This window comes from Parvibaculum lavamentivorans DS-1, from assembly GCF_000017565.1.
Taxonomy (GTDB): domain Bacteria; phylum Pseudomonadota; class Alphaproteobacteria; order Parvibaculales; family Parvibaculaceae; genus Parvibaculum; species Parvibaculum lavamentivorans.
Genome location: NC_009719.1, coordinates 1,495,026 through 1,510,425 on the forward strand (window position 1 = coordinate 1,495,026; position 15,400 = coordinate 1,510,425).

Here is a 15,400-nt window from a genome sequence, read left to right on the forward strand (position 1 = left end):
GGACCAGTGAGCTATTTCGTTTACATCCTCGCCAGCCGCAAGCACGGGACACTTTACATTGGCGTCACCAACGACATCGCGCGCCGCGTCTTCGAGCATCGCGAGGGCATCGGCTCGAAGTTCACAAAGAAGTACCGCGTTCATCGGCTGGTCTATATGGAAGCCTTCGACGACATCCGATATGCGATCCAGCGCGAGAAGACGATGAAGGAGTGGCCGCGCGTCTGGAAGGTTCGCCAGATCGAGCGCGACAATCCCGAATGGGACGATCTCACCGGCAAACTGAACCGATAGGCGAGTGGGTCCCGGCAACAAGTGCCGGGATGACACTTGTGGGTGGGATCAAGACTGAGGGAAAGACCGGGGGGACGAGTGTGGTGAAGGGCGGCAAAGCTGATGCAACACTCCCGGGATGACACCGAATTTTGGTTCAGGTCCGGGCAAACGAGAGCGCAACAAGTGCCGGATCAAGTCCGGCAAAGACGAGCGTGGGGCGGGGTGGCGGGCAAACGTCAAGCTCGGCAATGACGAAGGCGGGAGAGCGGCGCACCCTGCCATGTTGCACCGCGGCAGACGGCACCCACGCCGGCGCCGGCGGACTGAATCATCCGTAGACGGATTACCTGCCGCCGCACCGCCGCCGCGGCCGCCGCGATCCACATTAAAAATATTTAATGAAACCAGGGCGAAAACGCCGCCAAAACGGGCTGAAAAGCGACCCGGAAGACACACAATCACACAAGCCGCGATTTGCGCCCCTTGGGCGATTTGCTATCATCCCGTTCGAGTAAGGCGGGGAAACCGGCCTCGGTGCACAGCGACAAAGCTACAACCGCGAAATGCTGACATCGAAAGCCCTATAAGAAATCCAGTGGAGGGAACGTATATGAAAAGGACAACCTTATTGGTGTCCGCCCTTGCGATCAGCGTCTTCGCAACCGGCGCGCTCGCCAAGGTTCCGGACGCCCAGGTAAATCGTCTGGGCCAGGATCTGACTCCGATGGGGTCGGAAAAAGGCGGCGAGGGGGACATTCCTGCATGGACCGGCGGCCTTGCCACCGTGCCGAGCGGTGTCAGCTACAAGCCGGGCGACAAGCTGGCCAATCCGTTCGCCAGCGACGCGATCAAATACACCGTTACCGGCCAGAACATGGGCCAGTACGAAAACCTGATCACGCCGGGCTATGCGGCGCTGCTCAAGGCCTATCCTTCGTACAAGATGAACGTCTACGAGACGCGCCGCACCTGCGCGTTCCCGGACAAGTACTACGAAGCCACGAAGAACAACGCGCGCGTCGGCGAACTCGTCGGCGGCGGTGCCGGTGTCAGCGAAGCCATTTTCGGCACGCCGTTCCCGATCCCGAACAACGCGCTCGAGATGATCTGGAACCACACGCTGCGCTATCGCGCCTTCAAGGTCGTGCGTCAGTTCGCGGCGGCGCCTGTGACGCGCGGCGGCGACTACACACTGCAGATCGTGCAGGACGAAGCCATCCTGCAGTGGTCGGATCCCTCCGCCTCGCGCGCCGAAGATCTGAACAACATCTCGCTCTACTACATCGCCAACACCATTGCCCCGGCTCGCGCCGCGGGTAACGTGATCCTGGTGTACGAGGCCCTGAACGCCCAAGTGCAGGCGCGCCAGGCCTGGCAGTACAGCCCCGGTACGCGTCGCGTCCGTCGTGCGCCGAATATCGCTTACGACAATCCCGGCACGAACTCGGACGGTCTGTCCACGTCGGACGCCTTCGACGGCTACAATGGCGCGCCTGACCGCTATGACTGGACCGTGCTCGGCAAGAACACGCGCCTCGTCTCGGCCAACGCCTATGACGGCGAAGCCTCGTCCTACAAGGACTACCTGCAGCCGCTTCACCTGAACCAGGACAAGGTGCGCTACGAAGCCCGCCGCGTCTGGGAATTCGAAGCGACGCTCCGTCCCAATACCCGTCACGTCTACTCGCGTCGCGTCTATCACAACGAGGAAGATGCCTGGCAGATGTCCAGTGTGGAACTCTATGACGGCCGTGGCCAGCTCTGGCGCGTTCAGGAAATGCACCAGATCCAGCGCTACAACGTGCCGCTCTGCGGTTCCGCGGGCGAAATCGTCTACGATCTGCAGGCAGGCCGCTATCTGGCGCTCGCGCTGCAGAACGAAGAGCCGCCGGTGAACTACTTCGCCGACGAGCTGGACAAGAACCGCTACACGCCGAACTCGATCCGTCAGCTCGGCGTCCGCTAAAAATCTACAAAACGGCATGGGCCGGGCCTCGGGAAACCGGGACCCGGCCTTCTGCTGTCCGGCGCATCTTAACCCTGCCGTTGGCGGCCCCCCAGGGGCATGCCGAGAGTTCAAGACGGGCCGCAAAAAATGCGGTATAAGAGCGAAAAGTCGCTATAAGAAAATATCAAAAACAGGAGGCTCGCCGCCCTCGCGGTACCGGATGATCCAACATCCACGGGTACAGGCTTGGCTGCGGCGACCGGGAAACGTCCGAGTTCAGGAGCCCAGGTAATGTCATCGTCTTTTTCCAAGATTGTCTCGAGTGGGACGCCGCGCCTGCGTGCGGCGTTCATAGCCTGCGCTGTGGCGCTGGCTTTCGGCACCGCCGGCCTGATGCCGGCCGCCGCGCAGGAAGATGCCGCCGCATCCGAGACCGAGTACGCGGTACCTTCGTCGCTCGCGGCGGAATCGCTGCTGCTCGACGCAACCTATGCCGGCGAGCGCCTTGTCGCGGTCGGTGAGTTCGGACATGTCGTCCTCTCCGAAGATCGCGGAGCGACGTGGCACCAGGCCGAAAAAGTCCCCACCCAGGCGACGCTTACCGGCGTCACCTTCATCAACGAAAAGCTGGGCTTTGCCGTCGGCCACGACGCTACCGTTATTCGCACGACGGATGGTGGCGAAAACTGGGACCTGGTTTACAACGACACCGAATCCGAAATGGCCTTCATGGCCGTCTATTTCGAAGACGAGAATCGTGGCTTCGCGCTCGGCGCCTTCTCTTTCATCGTCGAAACGAATGATGGCGGCGAGACATGGGAAGAGCGGACACTCGGTGAAGGCCTGCTCGACGACTATCATTTGAACAAGCTGTTCGCGGACAAGGATGGCGACCTCTTCATCGCCGCCGAGTTCGGCGTCGTCTATCACTCGACCGATCAGGGCCGCACGTTCAACCGCATCCAGACACAATATGAAGGTTCGTTCTGGGGCGGCTTCGGAATGAATGATGGCTCGGTGATGGTCTTCGGCATGCGCGGCAACGCGTTCCGCTCGAACGACAAGGGCCAGACATGGCAGAAGGTCGATACCGGCACGGACAAGTCGATTGCCGGCGGCGTGCAGCTCGGCAGCGGCAAGGTTGTTCTCGCCGGTTTGCAGGGCTATGTCGGCTACAGCGACAATAATGGCCAGTCCTTCGTGGAAGTGACGCGGGCCGATCGTCTTGGTTATGCGGCGGTTGCCGATGGTCCCGAAGGGCAGATCGTCGTTTTCGGCGAGCCCGGTGCGAAGCTGATGCCGGATGATATGGAGAAAGCCCGCGAAGCCGTCGGTGCGAAAATCACCGTGCAGGTGGACAGCGACAGCTGATCTTCAACCACAGACGTCAAGTTAGACAGGAAAGCCCTGGCCATCGGCCGGGGCTTTCTCTTTTCATCCCTCCCTTTTCGTTCATGCGCATCGCTCACGCCATGCTTTTCATTCTCCCTCGCCCGGGTCACAATCACCTCAAAGGCGTGTTCACAAGCCTGCATGAGGGAGACGAGGGATAATGGGAGAAGCCATCGATTTCGGCCGCTACGCGCGCATTAAAGCGAGCCGCCAGGGACGCGTGTTGACGCTCGCCCTCAGCAACCCGAAACTGATGAATGCCGTCGACGGCGATATGCATCGGGAGCTCTCCAGCATCTTCCTGGATGCAGCTGACGACAAGGACTCCGACATCATCGTGCTCACGGGCGAGGGTGCGGCCTTCTCTGCCGGTGGCGACCTCAACTGGATGAAGCGAAGCTTTGAGGCGGGCGAGAAGGGTCCGGATGCGGCGGAAGCAAAGCGCATCGTCTTCTCGCTGCTTGACCTCGAGAAACCCATTATTGCGAAGGTTCGCGGGCCGGCTGTCGGCCTCGGTGCTACCATCGCGCTCATGTGCGACGTTATTTTCGCTGGCGAAAGCGCCCGCTTCGCCGATCCCCATGTCCGTGCAGGCATTGTCGCGGGCGATGGCGGCGCCATCATCTGGCCGCAGCTTGTCGGCTATGCGCGCGCCAAGGAATATCTGATGACAGGCGATGCGGTGCCAGCCAGGGAAGCCGAGCGCATCGGTCTTATCAATCATGTCGTGCCCGATGACGAGCTCGATGCGCGCGTCGATGCCTTCGCGGCGAAGCTCGCGGGTGGCGCCATTCAGGCGATCAAATACAGCAAGGTCTCCGTCAATGTCGGCCTGAAGCAGCTCGCGCATACGATCCTCGATACGTCGATCGGCTATGAGATGCTCACCTTCACGACCGAGGACCACAAGGAAGCGGTCAATGCTTTCCTTGAAAAACGCGCACCCGCTTTCACGGGGCGATGACGCAAATGGACGCGATCATGGAGGACGCACCGCTCAATTTCGATGAACCGGAACATGTCCGGATGTTGCGCGACGCAACACGGCGTTTCGCCGAAGCGGAAATGCCGCGCGAGAAGGCGCGGGAGTGGGATCGCGGCAATATCTATCCGGCCGATGTGATGAAAAAGCTCGGCGCTATGGGCATGATGGGCCTCACCGTCGACGAGCGCTATGGCGGTGCCGGCGTCGATATTTACGCGACCATGGCGGTCATCGAGGAAATCGCGAAACGCTCCGTCGCCGTCGCCTGCCCCTACATCATGGCGGTCTGCTATGCGGGAATGAACCTTGGCGAGAGCGTGTCGGAAGAACAGAAGCAGGAATTATTGCCGAAAGTCGCTTCCGGCAATCTCCTCTTCGCCTATGGCCTTTCCGAGCCGAATGTCGGCGGCGATCTCGCCACCGTCGAAACGACCGCGCGGCGCGAGGGCGACGAACTCGTCATCAACGGCACAAAGCGCTGGTGCACCGGCGCTCATATCGCCGACTACATCTTCTGTCTGCTGCGGACCGGCCCGAAGGAAGACAAATACAAGAATCTCAGCATCGTTCTCGTCCCGCCGACGCTTCCCGGCATCTCCATCACGCCGCTCGGCCATCTCGGCATTCGCGGCGTGGAAACGAAGGATGTGAGTTTCGACGATGTGCGCGTGCCCGTGAGCAATATTCTCGGCGGCCAAGCGATGTGGAACAAGGGCTGGAGCCAGCTTGCGGGCCGTGCGCTTGAAGTCGAGAAACTTGAACTTTCCGCCTGTGCGCTCGGTCTTTCCGAGGCCGCGCTCGCGGATGCGTGGCGATACGCCGAGGAGCGTACGCAGTTCGGCCGCGCCATCGCCGGTCATCAGGCGATCCGTCACACGCTTGCGGAGGCGCAGACGCACGTCCGCGCCATGCGTCTCATGCTCTACAGCGCCGCCTGGCTGGCCGATCGCGGCCGTCCCTGTTCCGTCGAGACATCGATGGCCAAGCTCTTCTGCTGCGAAGGTGCGGCGGAAGTCACGCAGATGTGCATGCGTGTCACCGGCGCCTATGGCCTCTCCGACCAGATGGACATGGAACGCTATGTGCGTGATGCGGTGAGCCTCCCCATCGTCGGAGGCTCGTCCAACATGCAGAAAAACAATATCGCGAACAGGCTGAAGCTCGGACAGTAACGGGAGAACCGGAAATGAGTGTCGTGACAACCGGACGCAAGCCGGACAAGGATCTCGTCGCGGCGGCAGAGGGCTTCGCGGAAGAAATCGCAGCTCGGGCCGCCGAAATCGAGAAGAACCGTTTCCTGCCGCAGGATATTGCACAGCGTTTCGCGGAAGCGGGGCTTTATCGCCTCTGCGTGCCGGAAGCCTATGGCGGCCATGAGGCGCATCCGGGCGATCTCGTGAAGGTCGTAGAGAGGCTCGCCCGCGCCGATGGTTCGGCTGCGTGGTGCGTTTTCATCGGCGCGACGTCGGGGCTTGTCGCGGGTTTTCTCCAGCCGGAAGAGGCGCAACGCGTCTTTGGCGATCCATTGACGATTACGGCGGGCGTCTTCGCGCCGCGCGGCAAGGCCGTACGTGCGGTGGAGAAGGGTGTCGAGGGATACCGCGTCAACGGCCGCTGGCAATGGGGCTCCGGCTCGCGCAACGCTTCCTACATCTCCGGCGGCGCCATGATCCTCGGCGACGACGGCAAGCCCGAGATGGCGGCGGAAGGCATACCGCAAAACCGCATGATGATGTTCGATGCGGCGGATGTCACGCTTCACGACACTTGGGACGTATCGGGTCTCTGCGGCACGGGCAGCACAGATTTCGAGGTGAAGGATCTCTTCGTTCCCGCCGCTCGCGCCGTCAGCCTCATCAGCGACAAGCCGCTGCCACGCCCGCTTTACTGCTTTCCCACATTCGGTCTGCTCGGCATCGGCATCGCTGCCGTCTCGCTCGGTCTCGCGCGCGGTTCGATAGATACGCTGGTCGATCTTGCGGGTGGCAAGACGCCGCAAGGTTCATCGAAACCGCTGGCTCTCCGTGCCAAGGCGCAGCTCGATGTGTCGCAGGCGGAGGCGCTGACGCGCTCGGCCCGTGCTTTCCTGATGGAAGCGATCGATGCCGCATGGGATGCCGCCGTGAAGGAGGGCGAAATCACCGTCGCCCACCGCCGCGACATCCGGCTTGCGACGACCCATGCTGTCCAGTCCGCTGCCCGCGCGGTCGATCTCATGTACACGCTCGCCGGCGGCAGCTCGGTCTATCGCGGCTCGCCGCTGCAGCGGCAGTTCCGCGATGTGCATGTCGCCACACAGCACATGATGGTATCGGACGCGACCTACGAACTCACAGGCCGCCTGCTGCTCGGCGTGCCGACCAATACGGCGATGCTCTGACGCCGCGATATTTCACACTGCAAAACGAGGGACTGGGATGACCAAGGAAAGAAAAGGCCGCGTAGAAGGCAAGATGGCGTTCGTCACGGGCGGCGCGCAGGGCCTCGGCAAGGCTTCCGCTATCATGCTCGCGCGCGAAGGCGCCAAGGTGACGCTCGCCGACATCAACGAAAAAGGCGCGCAAGCCGTCGCCGATGAAATCAATGCGAATTATCCGGGCATGGCCTTCGCCGCCGGTCTCGATGTCACACGCGAAGACCACTGGAAGGATGCGCTTGCCGAAGCGAACAAGGCGATGGGCGGCATCAATGTCCTCTTCAACAATGCCGGCATCGGCGGCGGCACGACGGTCGAGGACACCGATTTCGAGACCTTCAAGAAGGTCCAGGCGGTCGATGTCGATTCCGTTTTTCTCGGCTGCAAATATGCAATCCCCTACATGGTGCCGCATGCGCCCGGCTCGATCATCAACACGTCCTCGATTGCGGGCTTGATCGCCGGCCACAACATGGCCGCCTACAACGCCGCCAAGGCGGGCGTCTGGCTGCTGTCGAAATCCGTCGCCCTTCATTGCGCCAAGCGCGGCTACCGCATCCGCTCGAACTCGATCCATCCGACCTTCATCGATACCCCCATCCTTGACGGCATGGCGCGTGGCATGTCGAAGGAGGAACTCGTCCGCAAGCTCGCCAAGCAGGTGCCGCTCGGCGTCGTCGGCGATCCGGATGACGTGGCCTATTGCGTCCTTTATCTGGCATCCGACGAATCGAAATTCATCACCGGTTCCGAGATCAAGATCGACGGCGGCATTAGCGCCATGTAAGGGCTTTCATGGCAGGCTGGCCTTTCCGCCGCCCCGGCCCTTGCGCGGGAACCGGGCAGGCCCCAGATTGGTCAGCAGCCATGACCCGCCGCGTTCTCATCGTGCTCCATCAGGAGCGATCCAATCCCGGAAGGGTGGCGCAGGAGCTTCGCCGCCGGGGCTGCGAGCTCGATATTCGCCGCCCGTCGCTGGGAGACCCTCTCCCCGCCACCATGGCCGGTCACGACGCGGCGGTGATCTTTGGCGGGCCGATGAGCGCCAATGACGACCTCCCCTTCATCAAGGCCGAAACGGAGTGGATCGGCGTCCCCCTGAAGGAAGGGAAGCCTTATCTCGGCATCTGTCTCGGGGCGCAGCTCATGGCCCGCCATCTCGGCGCCCGCGTCTATGGCCGCGAGGATGCCCGGGTCGAGGTCGGCTATTATCCGATCCGACCGACGGCGGAAGGCGGACACCTCTTTGAAGACCCGCAATATGTCTATCAGTGGCACCGCGAGGGCTTTGACCTGCCGTCAGGCGCGGTCCAGCTCGCGGAGGGCGATGATTTCCCGGTCCAGGCCATGCGCTACGGCGACAAGGCCTATGGCATCCAGTTTCACCCCGAGCTCACCTCGCTGATGATGAATGCCTGGCTCACCTATGCCCGGGAGCGGCTCGACCTGCCGGGCGCCCAGCCGGACCATATGCACCGCATGGCCCGCTACCAGCATGACGGAACGCTCCGCCAGTGGCTGTCGCGCTTCATCGATCATTGGCTGCCGCCTGAGCAAGCGTCGGAGGCTGCGAAAGCCTGAGGCGCCGGACCGGTAGTTTCGGGGGGATTTTGCTCCGGAAATGGTGGAGCCGAGCGGGATCGAACCGCTGACCTCCTCATTGCGAACGAGGCGCTCTCCCAACTGAGCTACGGCCCCGGAGCCCTGCGCGTGAAACGCGCCGGAGGCCGCTTATTAGGCGGCGGCGGCCAAGGTGTCAAGAGAAGCGTCGGGCCCCGGCGGTAAGGCGGAAACCCGTCCTTGAACCCGGCCCCCCGCCCGGTTACATCTGGATGGTCCGGGTCCGGACATCAGCCGCCCAGTCACAAAACCAGCAACCGGCGAGCCCCCATGATTGCCCTTCTGAACCTCATCGTCTCCCTGATCTCGATCTATATCTGGGTCATCATCATCGGCGTGGTGCTGAGCTGGCTGATCGCCTTCAACGTCATCAATACGCATAACCGCTTCGTCTATCTGGTGGTCGATACGATCAACCGCCTGACGGAGCCGGTGCTCCGGCCGATCCGCAACGTGCTGCCCAATCTGGGCGGCATCGACATTTCGCCGGTGATCCTGCTTTTGCTGCTTTTCTTCATCCAGAACCTCCTCACCTATGACGTGCCCATGTGGCTCGGTCTCAGCCGCTACTGAGGCCTTCCTTGCCGCTGCGGCCCGTTTCCGGCGGGGTCTCGCTCCGCCTGCGCGTCACCCCGCGGGGCGGCGCGGACAGGATCGACGGGCTGGCGGCGGATGCCTCGGGTGAGCCTTTCCTGCGTGTCCGCGTCTCGGCGGTGGCCGAAAAGGGCAAGGCGAACGATGCGGTGCTGAAGCTCCTGGCCAGGGCGCTCCGTCTTCCCCGTTCCGCGTTCGCCGTCGCATCGGGCGAGGCCGGCCGCACAAAATCGGTCACGATCTCGGGCGACACGGAGCGGCTGATGGCCGATCTCGGGGACTGGCTCGCCCATCTCGAAAAGACGCCAGGATGAACCGGATCGCGGCCTTGTCTTTGCGCGCCGGTCTTTACTATAGTGCCGCTGCCTTGCGTGACTGGCGAGAAGGGGTGGAGCCAACCACCGTGGAGCGCGAGGCAATCGCGCCGCTCGCCTGGGCACCCTTTCCAGACACCGAGGTGCCCGCATGACTGCAACCATCATCGACGGCAAGATCATCGCGACGGAGCTGCGCGCCCGCGTCGCCGTCGAAGTCGCACGCCTGAAAAAAGACCATAGCCTCACGCCCGGCCTCGCCGTCGTTCTCGTCGGCAACGATCCCGCAAGCGAGGTCTATGTCCGCAACAAGGGCATCGCGACCACGGAAGCGGGCATGAACTCCTTCGAATTCAAGCTGCCCGCCGAAACAAGCGAGGCGGACGTTCTCGCCAAGGTGCGCGAGCTCAATGCCGATCCCGCCGTTCACGGTTTCCTCGTGCAGTTTCCCGTCCCCAATCACATCAGCCAGCAGGCGGTGATCGATGCGATCGATCCGGTGAAGGACGCCGACGGTCTTCATCCGCTCAATGCCGGCCGTCTCGCCAGCGGTCTTCCCGCCATGGTGCCGGCGACGCCCGAAGGCTGCGTCATCATGGCGAAGCGCGCAGGCGGCGATCTCTCCGGCAAGCATGCCGTCATCATCGGCCGCTCCAACCTTGTCGGCAAACCTGTCGCGCAATTGCTGCTGAAGGAAAACTGCACCGTCACCATCGCGCATAGCCGCTCGCGCGACCTGCCGTCGATTGCGCGGCAGGCGGATATTCTCGTCGCCGCGGTCGGCCGCCCCGGCATGGTGCGGGGCGACTGGGTGAAGCCCGGCGCCGTGGTCATCGATGTCGGTATCAACCGCGTGCCCGCGCCGGAAAAAGGCGAGGGCAAGACGCGCCTTGTGGGTGACGTCCTTTTCGACGAGGCGGCGGAAGTCGCGGGCGCGATCACGCCGGTGCCGGGCGGCGTCGGCCTGATGACGGTGGCCTGCCTGCTTCGTAACACGGTCATCGCCGCCTGCCGTCAGAACGGCATTGCCTTGCCGCAGGATTTTTGAGGTCTCATGGAAACGCGCAAACTTGGAAATCTCTGGCCGGTAAGCGCGCTGACATTGGGTGGCGGCGGGCTCGGCCGCGTCTGGGGCGAGACGACGCGGGAAGAAGCCATCGCCACGCTTCGGCTGGCCGTCGAACGCGGCATCACGCTTATCGATCTCGCGCCGCTCTATGGACGCGGCGAGGCGGAGAGCGTCGCGGGCGAGGCTTTTGGCGGCGGCTGGCCTGAAGGCGTCCGTGTCACCGCGAAATGCATGGTGGGCGGACGGCATGTCGGCGATATCGAAAGCCGGCTTGAAAAGTCGCTCCTGCGCAGCCTCGAAACGATGAAGCGCGAACAGGCAGACATCTTCTTCCTCCATTCCAATATCTGCCCGGACGATTATGAGTATGAGCGGGACAGGGACTATGCCGCTTATGGTGCGGTGCCTGTCTCCGCTTTCATGGACGAAGTCGTTCCGGTCTTCGAGAAGCTGAAGGCGAGGGGGCTCATCGGCGCCTGGGGCATCACAGGCACCGGCCTGCCGCGCAGCATCATGGATGTGCTCCGCAGTGAGCCGAAGCCCGATGCCGTGCAGGCGGTGACGAACCTTCTCGATTCGCCCGGCGGCATGCGCCGTTACGAAGAGCCTGCCGAGCCGCGCAACATCATCCGCACCGCGAAGAACAATGATGTCGGCGTCATGGGCATTCGTGCCGTGCAGGCGGGGGCGCTCACTGCCGCCATCGACCGGGAGCTGCCGCCCGGCGATCCGGAAGCGAAAGATTACGCGAAGGCCGCGCCCTTTCGTGCGCTTTGCCGCGAGCTTGGCGAAGACCCTGCCATCGTCGCGCATCGCTATGCGCTCGCCATGCCCGGCGTCGATACGCTGGTGCTCGGCGTCAAGAACCGCGCGGAACTCACCGCCATTCTCGATGCCGAAGCGCGCGGGCCGCTGGACGCGGAAATGGTGAAGCGGATAGATGCGCTCCGTCTCAACTTCCAGATCCCGCGCATGCCGATCGACGGCGAGGACATGCTGTAGATGCGCCTCGCCGCCGCTTCGTCACCTGTTGTCGAGTTGTGCCCGCACGGCGTGAAGCCCTTCGCGCGTGATGCGATAGGGGCTGCCGTCCTTGGACGCGATCAGGCGGCGTTTGCGCAGCCGGCGGAAAGTCGCCACCGTGCAATCGGCCAGCAGCCAGCCCTCGCGCGTCACGCAGGTTGCGGTGTGAATTTTTCCCTTGTCGTCCTTTTCGACGCGAATGAGGCCGCCGCGCGCGAGCGCATGAAGCGTCCGCTGCTCGAACTTCGAGATATTCATGGATAGAGTCCTGGAGAAAAGCCAAGGCGAGGCGAAAGCCAGGGCCCACGCAGGCAAGCGCGCTGCGCAGGCGAGGCTTCGCCTTTTCAAACGGCCCGGCCGAAAGGGTCATTCCCTCTCAGCGGCCGCGCTTTTCTCCGGACACAGACATCAACGCTCCTGTTGGCGTGGTGTTCTATCCTTAGGCAAGGGGATGCCATTGCGTCAATCGGGTTTCATGCTGGGTCTTCTTCTTTTGCTGGGCGTGTGGCTCGCGCCGCACACCGCACGGGCGCAGCAAAGCGATGTCGAAACGGGCATGGTGGAATGGCCTCGGGGCGAAATGATCGAGGCGCTCGATTATTTCATCGCCAGGAGGATGAAGGAACTCGACGTGCCGGGTCTCGCGCTGGCCGTCGTCGAGGATGGCAGGATCGTCTTTGAAAAAGGCTATGGCGTCGCCGATATCGATGGCGACCAGCCCGTCAGCGAGAACACGCTGTTCGAGGTCGGCGCGCTCGGTCTGCCGGTCGAAGCCTATGGCGCGATGCTGCTCGCGCGCGAGCAGAAGCTTTTTCTCGATGTGCCGCTTGCCCGCTCGCTCAAGACGCAATGGCTCCGCGATGAGGATGCGCGCGGCAAGATCACGCTTCGCCATGTCCTCAACCACACCTCGGGCCTGAACGATCTTGTGCGCCTCGGTTCGCGCTCCGTCGGGTCGGAGCCGGGGGAGCGTTTCGCCTATTCCGGCGTCGGCTTCATGTATCTGGCGCATGTCATGGCGCAAGTGGAGGGGCTTCCCTTCGACCGGCTAATGCGCGTCCGCATTTTCCGGCCGCTCGGCATGTCGTCTTCGGGTTATGTCGTGCCCGAGGAAATCGTCGGTTCTGTCGCGCGCGGCCATCACGCGCTCTGGGTGCCGATTGCCGCCTTCGCCGTGCCGATGCTCGTCACCTTTCTGGTGCTCGGGCTCGTCACTCTGGTTGTCGCAAGGCTCTGGCTTCGCCGGCTGAAGCTGGAGCCGCTGGATCTTTTGCCGGCGGCTTTTCTTGCGCTTCTTGTCCCCTGCCTGTCGCTTTATCTGTTTCGCGGTGGCTGGACGCTGCTTTTCTGTGCCGGCTATTTTGTTGCATGGCTTGCCGCGGTCGCGGGCGCTGCGGCGGCGCTTCATTATCTGCGCTTCATCTTCGAGCAGGGCCGGCATGACGGCATCGTCTCGCGCGGCCTCGGCCGCCGCCTGCCTGTCAGCCCCTTCATTCTCGGTCTGGTCTTCGCCGTCAGCCTGTTCTTCATGCCCTGGCAGGTTCCGGCACCCGCGCGCGACGGCGACGATTTCAATGCCGCCCTGTCGCTCCGCTCCAGCGCGCACGATCTCGGCCTCTTTATCTCCGGCTTTCTCGATGGTGCCATTGTCGGCGAAGAATGGCGTGACAGGATGATCGAGGAGCGGATCGAGATAAAGAGAAGGCCGGGCGCGATTTCAGGCTGGGGCCTCGGCTTCGGTACGCGTGAAAACCAGGATGGCCTCACTCTCTGGCAGAACAGTTCCTATATCGGTTCGCAAGGCCTCATGGTGATCGACCCCACGCGCCGCGTAGGTGTCGTCGTCCTTGCCAATGCCGATAGCGGCGAACAGCTGGTGCAGGAAATCGCCGGTCACGTGCTCGGCGCGGAAGAGCCCTGGCGGCGGCCGTGAGGGCGGCTTAAGCCTTCTTCCCCGCCTCGATCGCCTTCAGGATCAGTTCGCGCGCAACATCCGCGTCTTTCCAGCCGTCGATCTTCACCCATTTGCCGTCTTCGAGATCCTTGTAGTGCTCGAAGAAGTGGCTGATGCGTTTGATCAGGATGTCCGGCATGTCCGTGTAGTTCTGGACGTTCTTGTAATAGGGATTGAGCTTCTCGACCGGCACGGCGAGAATTTTTTCGTCCTGTCCCGCCTCATCATGCATCATCAGCACGCCGATGGGGCGCGAGCGGATGACGGCGCCGGGCACCACCGGAATGCGGCTCACGACCAGCACGTCCACCGGGTCGCCATCGTCGGACAGCGTGTGCGGCACGAAGCCGTAATTGCAGGGATACTGCATCGCCGTATGCATGAAGCGGTCGACGAAGAGCGTGCCGGATTCCTTGTCGAGTTCGTATTTTACCGGATGGCCGCCATGCGGCACCTCGACGATCACGTTGATGTCGTCGGGCGGGTTCTTGCCGATCGGAATGGCGTCGATACGCATTTACTTTTTGGTCCTGTTGTTGCGGGCCGCGAGAAGACGGAGGCGGAGCGCATTGAGGCGGATGAAGCCTGCCGCGTCCTTCTGGTCGTAGGCGCCGGCATCTTCCTCGAAAGTCACATGCGCCATTGAGTAAAGCGAATAAGGCGAGGAGCGGCCGACAACGGTTGCCATGCCCTTGTAGAGCTTGAGGCGCACGCTGCCTGTCACCATTTCCTGGCTCTTGTCGATCAGCGCCTGCAGCATTTCGCGCTCCGGGCTCCACCAGAAGCCGTTATAGATGAGCTCCGCATAGCGCGGCATCAGCTCGTCCTTCAGATGCGCGGCGCCGCGGTCCAGCGTGATGCTCTCCATGGCGCGGTGCGCGACGAGCAGCACGGTGCCGCCCGGCGTCTCGTAGACGCCGCGCGATTTCATGCCGACGAAGCGGTTCTCCACGAGGTCGAGGCGGCCGATGCCGTTTGCGCCGCCCAGCTCGTTGAGCTTCGTCAGCAGCGTCGCCGGGCTCATCTTCACGCCGTCGATGGAAACCGCGTCGCCCTTCTCGAAGCCGACCTCGACATAGGTCGGCGTGTCGGGCGCATCCTCGGGCCGCACGCTGCGGCTATAGACATATTCCGGCGCTTCGTCTGCCGGGTCTTCCAGCACTTTGCCTTCGGCCGATATGTGCAGCAGGTTCGCGTCGACCGAGAAGGGCGCCTCGCCGCGCTTGTCCTTGGCGATCGGGATCTGGTGCTTCTCGGCGAATTCGATGAGCTTCGTGCGCGAGGTCAGGTCCCATTCGCGCCAGGGCGCGATGATCTTGATTTCCGGGTTCAGCGCCGCATAGCCGAGTTCGAAGCGGACCTGGTCGTTGCCCTTGCCGGTCGAGCCGTGGCAGACCGCGTCGGCGCCGGTCTGCCTCGCGATCTCGATCTGGCGCTTGGCGATCAGCGGCCGGGCGATAGATGTGCCGAGCAGGTAGACGCCTTCATAGACGGCATTGGCGCGAAACATCGGGAAGACGAAGTCGCGCACGAATTCCTCGCGCAGATCCTCGATGTAGATTTCCTTCACGCCGAGCATCTCGGCCTTCTTGCGCGCCGGCTCCAGCTCCTCGCCCTGGCCCAGATCGGCGGTGAAGGTCACCACCTCGCAGCCATAGGTTTCCTGCAGCCATTTCAGGATGACCGAGGTGTCGAGCCCGCCCGAATAGGCCAGAACCACCTTCTTCACGTCTTTTGTCGCGCCGCTCATCGTTTCACCTTCCGGGTGGATTTCGCGGCGCATAATAGGGAATTCGGCCAAGGCGGCAA

The 15,400-nt window shown here is 62.8% G+C and carries 16 protein-coding genes, 1 tRNA gene and 1 riboswitch; of the genes, 13 read left to right on the forward strand and 4 right to left on the reverse strand.

From position 1 onward, the window contains the following. The first annotated feature begins 6 nt into the window (after positions 1-6). The 8 genes from PLAV_RS06910 to PLAV_RS06945 all read left to right on the forward strand — a co-directional run bounded on the left by PLAV_RS06910 (position 7) and on the right by PLAV_RS06945 (position 8,598). Complete coding sequence (locus tag PLAV_RS06910; RefSeq protein ID WP_041535889.1) at positions 7-294, forward strand: GIY-YIG nuclease family protein; 288 nt, start codon at positions 7-9, stop codon at positions 292-294. A gap of 592 nt (positions 295-886) precedes the next feature. Beyond that, positions 887-2,242: a DUF1329 domain-containing protein gene (locus tag PLAV_RS06915; protein ID WP_012110258.1), complete on the forward strand. Its 1,356-nt coding sequence runs from the start codon at positions 887-889 to the stop codon at positions 2,240-2,242. A 273-nt stretch (positions 2,243-2,515) separates the two neighbouring features. Then, positions 2,516-3,595, forward strand: a complete 1,080-nt coding sequence (locus PLAV_RS06920) for a WD40/YVTN/BNR-like repeat-containing protein (RefSeq protein ID WP_012110259.1) — start codon at positions 2,516-2,518, stop codon at positions 3,593-3,595. 181 nt (positions 3,596-3,776) lie between these two features. Continuing rightward, positions 3,777-4,580 (forward strand): enoyl-CoA hydratase/isomerase family protein, encoded by an 804-nt coding sequence (locus PLAV_RS06925; RefSeq protein WP_012110260.1) that lies wholly within the window; start codon positions 3,777-3,779, stop codon positions 4,578-4,580. A 5-nt stretch (positions 4,581-4,585) separates the two neighbouring features. Further along, the gene (locus PLAV_RS06930; RefSeq protein ID WP_012110261.1) at positions 4,586-5,773 is read left to right on the forward strand and encodes an acyl-CoA dehydrogenase family protein; all 1,188 of its coding nucleotides are present in this window, start codon (positions 4,586-4,588) and stop codon (positions 5,771-5,773) included. 14 nt (positions 5,774-5,787) lie between these two features. Further along, a complete protein-coding gene (locus PLAV_RS06935) occupies positions 5,788-6,981 on the forward strand; it encodes an acyl-CoA dehydrogenase family protein (protein ID WP_012110262.1) in 1,194 nt (397 codons plus the stop codon). Positions 6,982-7,018: 37 nt separating this feature from the next. Continuing rightward, complete coding sequence (locus PLAV_RS06940; protein WP_012110263.1) at positions 7,019-7,804, forward strand: SDR family oxidoreductase; 786 nt, start codon at positions 7,019-7,021, stop codon at positions 7,802-7,804. Positions 7,805-7,812: 8 nt separating this feature from the next. Continuing rightward, positions 7,813-8,598 carry a glutamine amidotransferase gene (locus PLAV_RS06945; protein WP_012110264.1) on the forward strand — a complete coding sequence of 262 codons (786 nt, stop codon included), beginning with the start codon at positions 7,813-7,815 and terminating at the stop codon, positions 8,596-8,598. A 41-nt stretch (positions 8,599-8,639) separates the two neighbouring features. Here PLAV_RS06945 and PLAV_RS06950 read toward each other — a convergent pair. Further along, a tRNA-Ala gene (locus PLAV_RS06950) sits at positions 8,640-8,715 on the reverse strand. Between the two features lie 192 nt (positions 8,716-8,907). Between PLAV_RS06950 and PLAV_RS06955 the strand changes: the two genes are divergently transcribed. The 4 genes from PLAV_RS06955 (at position 8,908) to PLAV_RS06970 (ending at position 11,616) form a co-directional block, all read left to right on the forward strand. After that, positions 8,908-9,210 (forward strand): YggT family protein, encoded by a 303-nt coding sequence (locus tag PLAV_RS06955; RefSeq protein WP_012110265.1) that lies wholly within the window; start codon positions 8,908-8,910, stop codon positions 9,208-9,210. 8 nt (positions 9,211-9,218) lie between these two features. Beyond that, positions 9,219-9,545 (forward strand): DUF167 family protein, encoded by a 327-nt coding sequence (locus tag PLAV_RS06960; protein WP_012110266.1) that lies wholly within the window; start codon positions 9,219-9,221, stop codon positions 9,543-9,545. Between the two features lie 47 nt (positions 9,546-9,592). Next, positions 9,593-9,676, forward strand: a riboswitch (ZMP/ZTP riboswitch). A gap of 20 nt (positions 9,677-9,696) precedes the next feature. Further along, positions 9,697-10,593 carry a bifunctional methylenetetrahydrofolate dehydrogenase/methenyltetrahydrofolate cyclohydrolase FolD gene (gene folD / locus PLAV_RS06965; protein ID WP_012110267.1) on the forward strand — a complete coding sequence of 299 codons (897 nt, stop codon included), beginning with the start codon at positions 9,697-9,699 and terminating at the stop codon, positions 10,591-10,593. 6 nt (positions 10,594-10,599) lie between these two features. Then, the gene (locus PLAV_RS06970; RefSeq protein ID WP_012110268.1) at positions 10,600-11,616 is read left to right on the forward strand and encodes an aldo/keto reductase; all 1,017 of its coding nucleotides are present in this window, start codon (positions 10,600-10,602) and stop codon (positions 11,614-11,616) included. 21 nt (positions 11,617-11,637) lie between these two features. Here the strand turns inward: PLAV_RS06970 and PLAV_RS06975 are convergent, their stop codons facing one another. Beyond that, a complete protein-coding gene (locus PLAV_RS06975; RefSeq protein ID WP_012110269.1) occupies positions 11,638-11,895 on the reverse strand; it encodes a YjhX family toxin in 258 nt (85 codons plus the stop codon). A gap of 193 nt (positions 11,896-12,088) precedes the next feature. Here PLAV_RS06975 and PLAV_RS06980 point away from each other — a divergent pair, with 193 nt between their 5' ends. Next, positions 12,089-13,570 carry a serine hydrolase domain-containing protein gene (locus PLAV_RS06980; protein ID WP_168713179.1) on the forward strand — a complete coding sequence of 494 codons (1,482 nt, stop codon included), beginning with the start codon at positions 12,089-12,091 and terminating at the stop codon, positions 13,568-13,570. Positions 13,571-13,577: 7 nt separating this feature from the next. Here the strand turns inward: PLAV_RS06980 and ppa are convergent, their stop codons facing one another. Beyond that, entirely contained in the window at positions 13,578-14,108 is a 531-nt protein-coding gene (gene ppa, locus PLAV_RS06985; protein ID WP_012110271.1) for an inorganic diphosphatase, read from the reverse strand. Continuing rightward, positions 14,109-15,341 carry an argininosuccinate synthase gene (locus PLAV_RS06990; RefSeq protein ID WP_012110272.1) on the reverse strand — a complete coding sequence of 411 codons (1,233 nt, stop codon included), beginning with the start codon at positions 15,339-15,341 and terminating at the stop codon, positions 14,109-14,111. Positions 15,342-15,400: the final 59 nt, after the last annotated feature.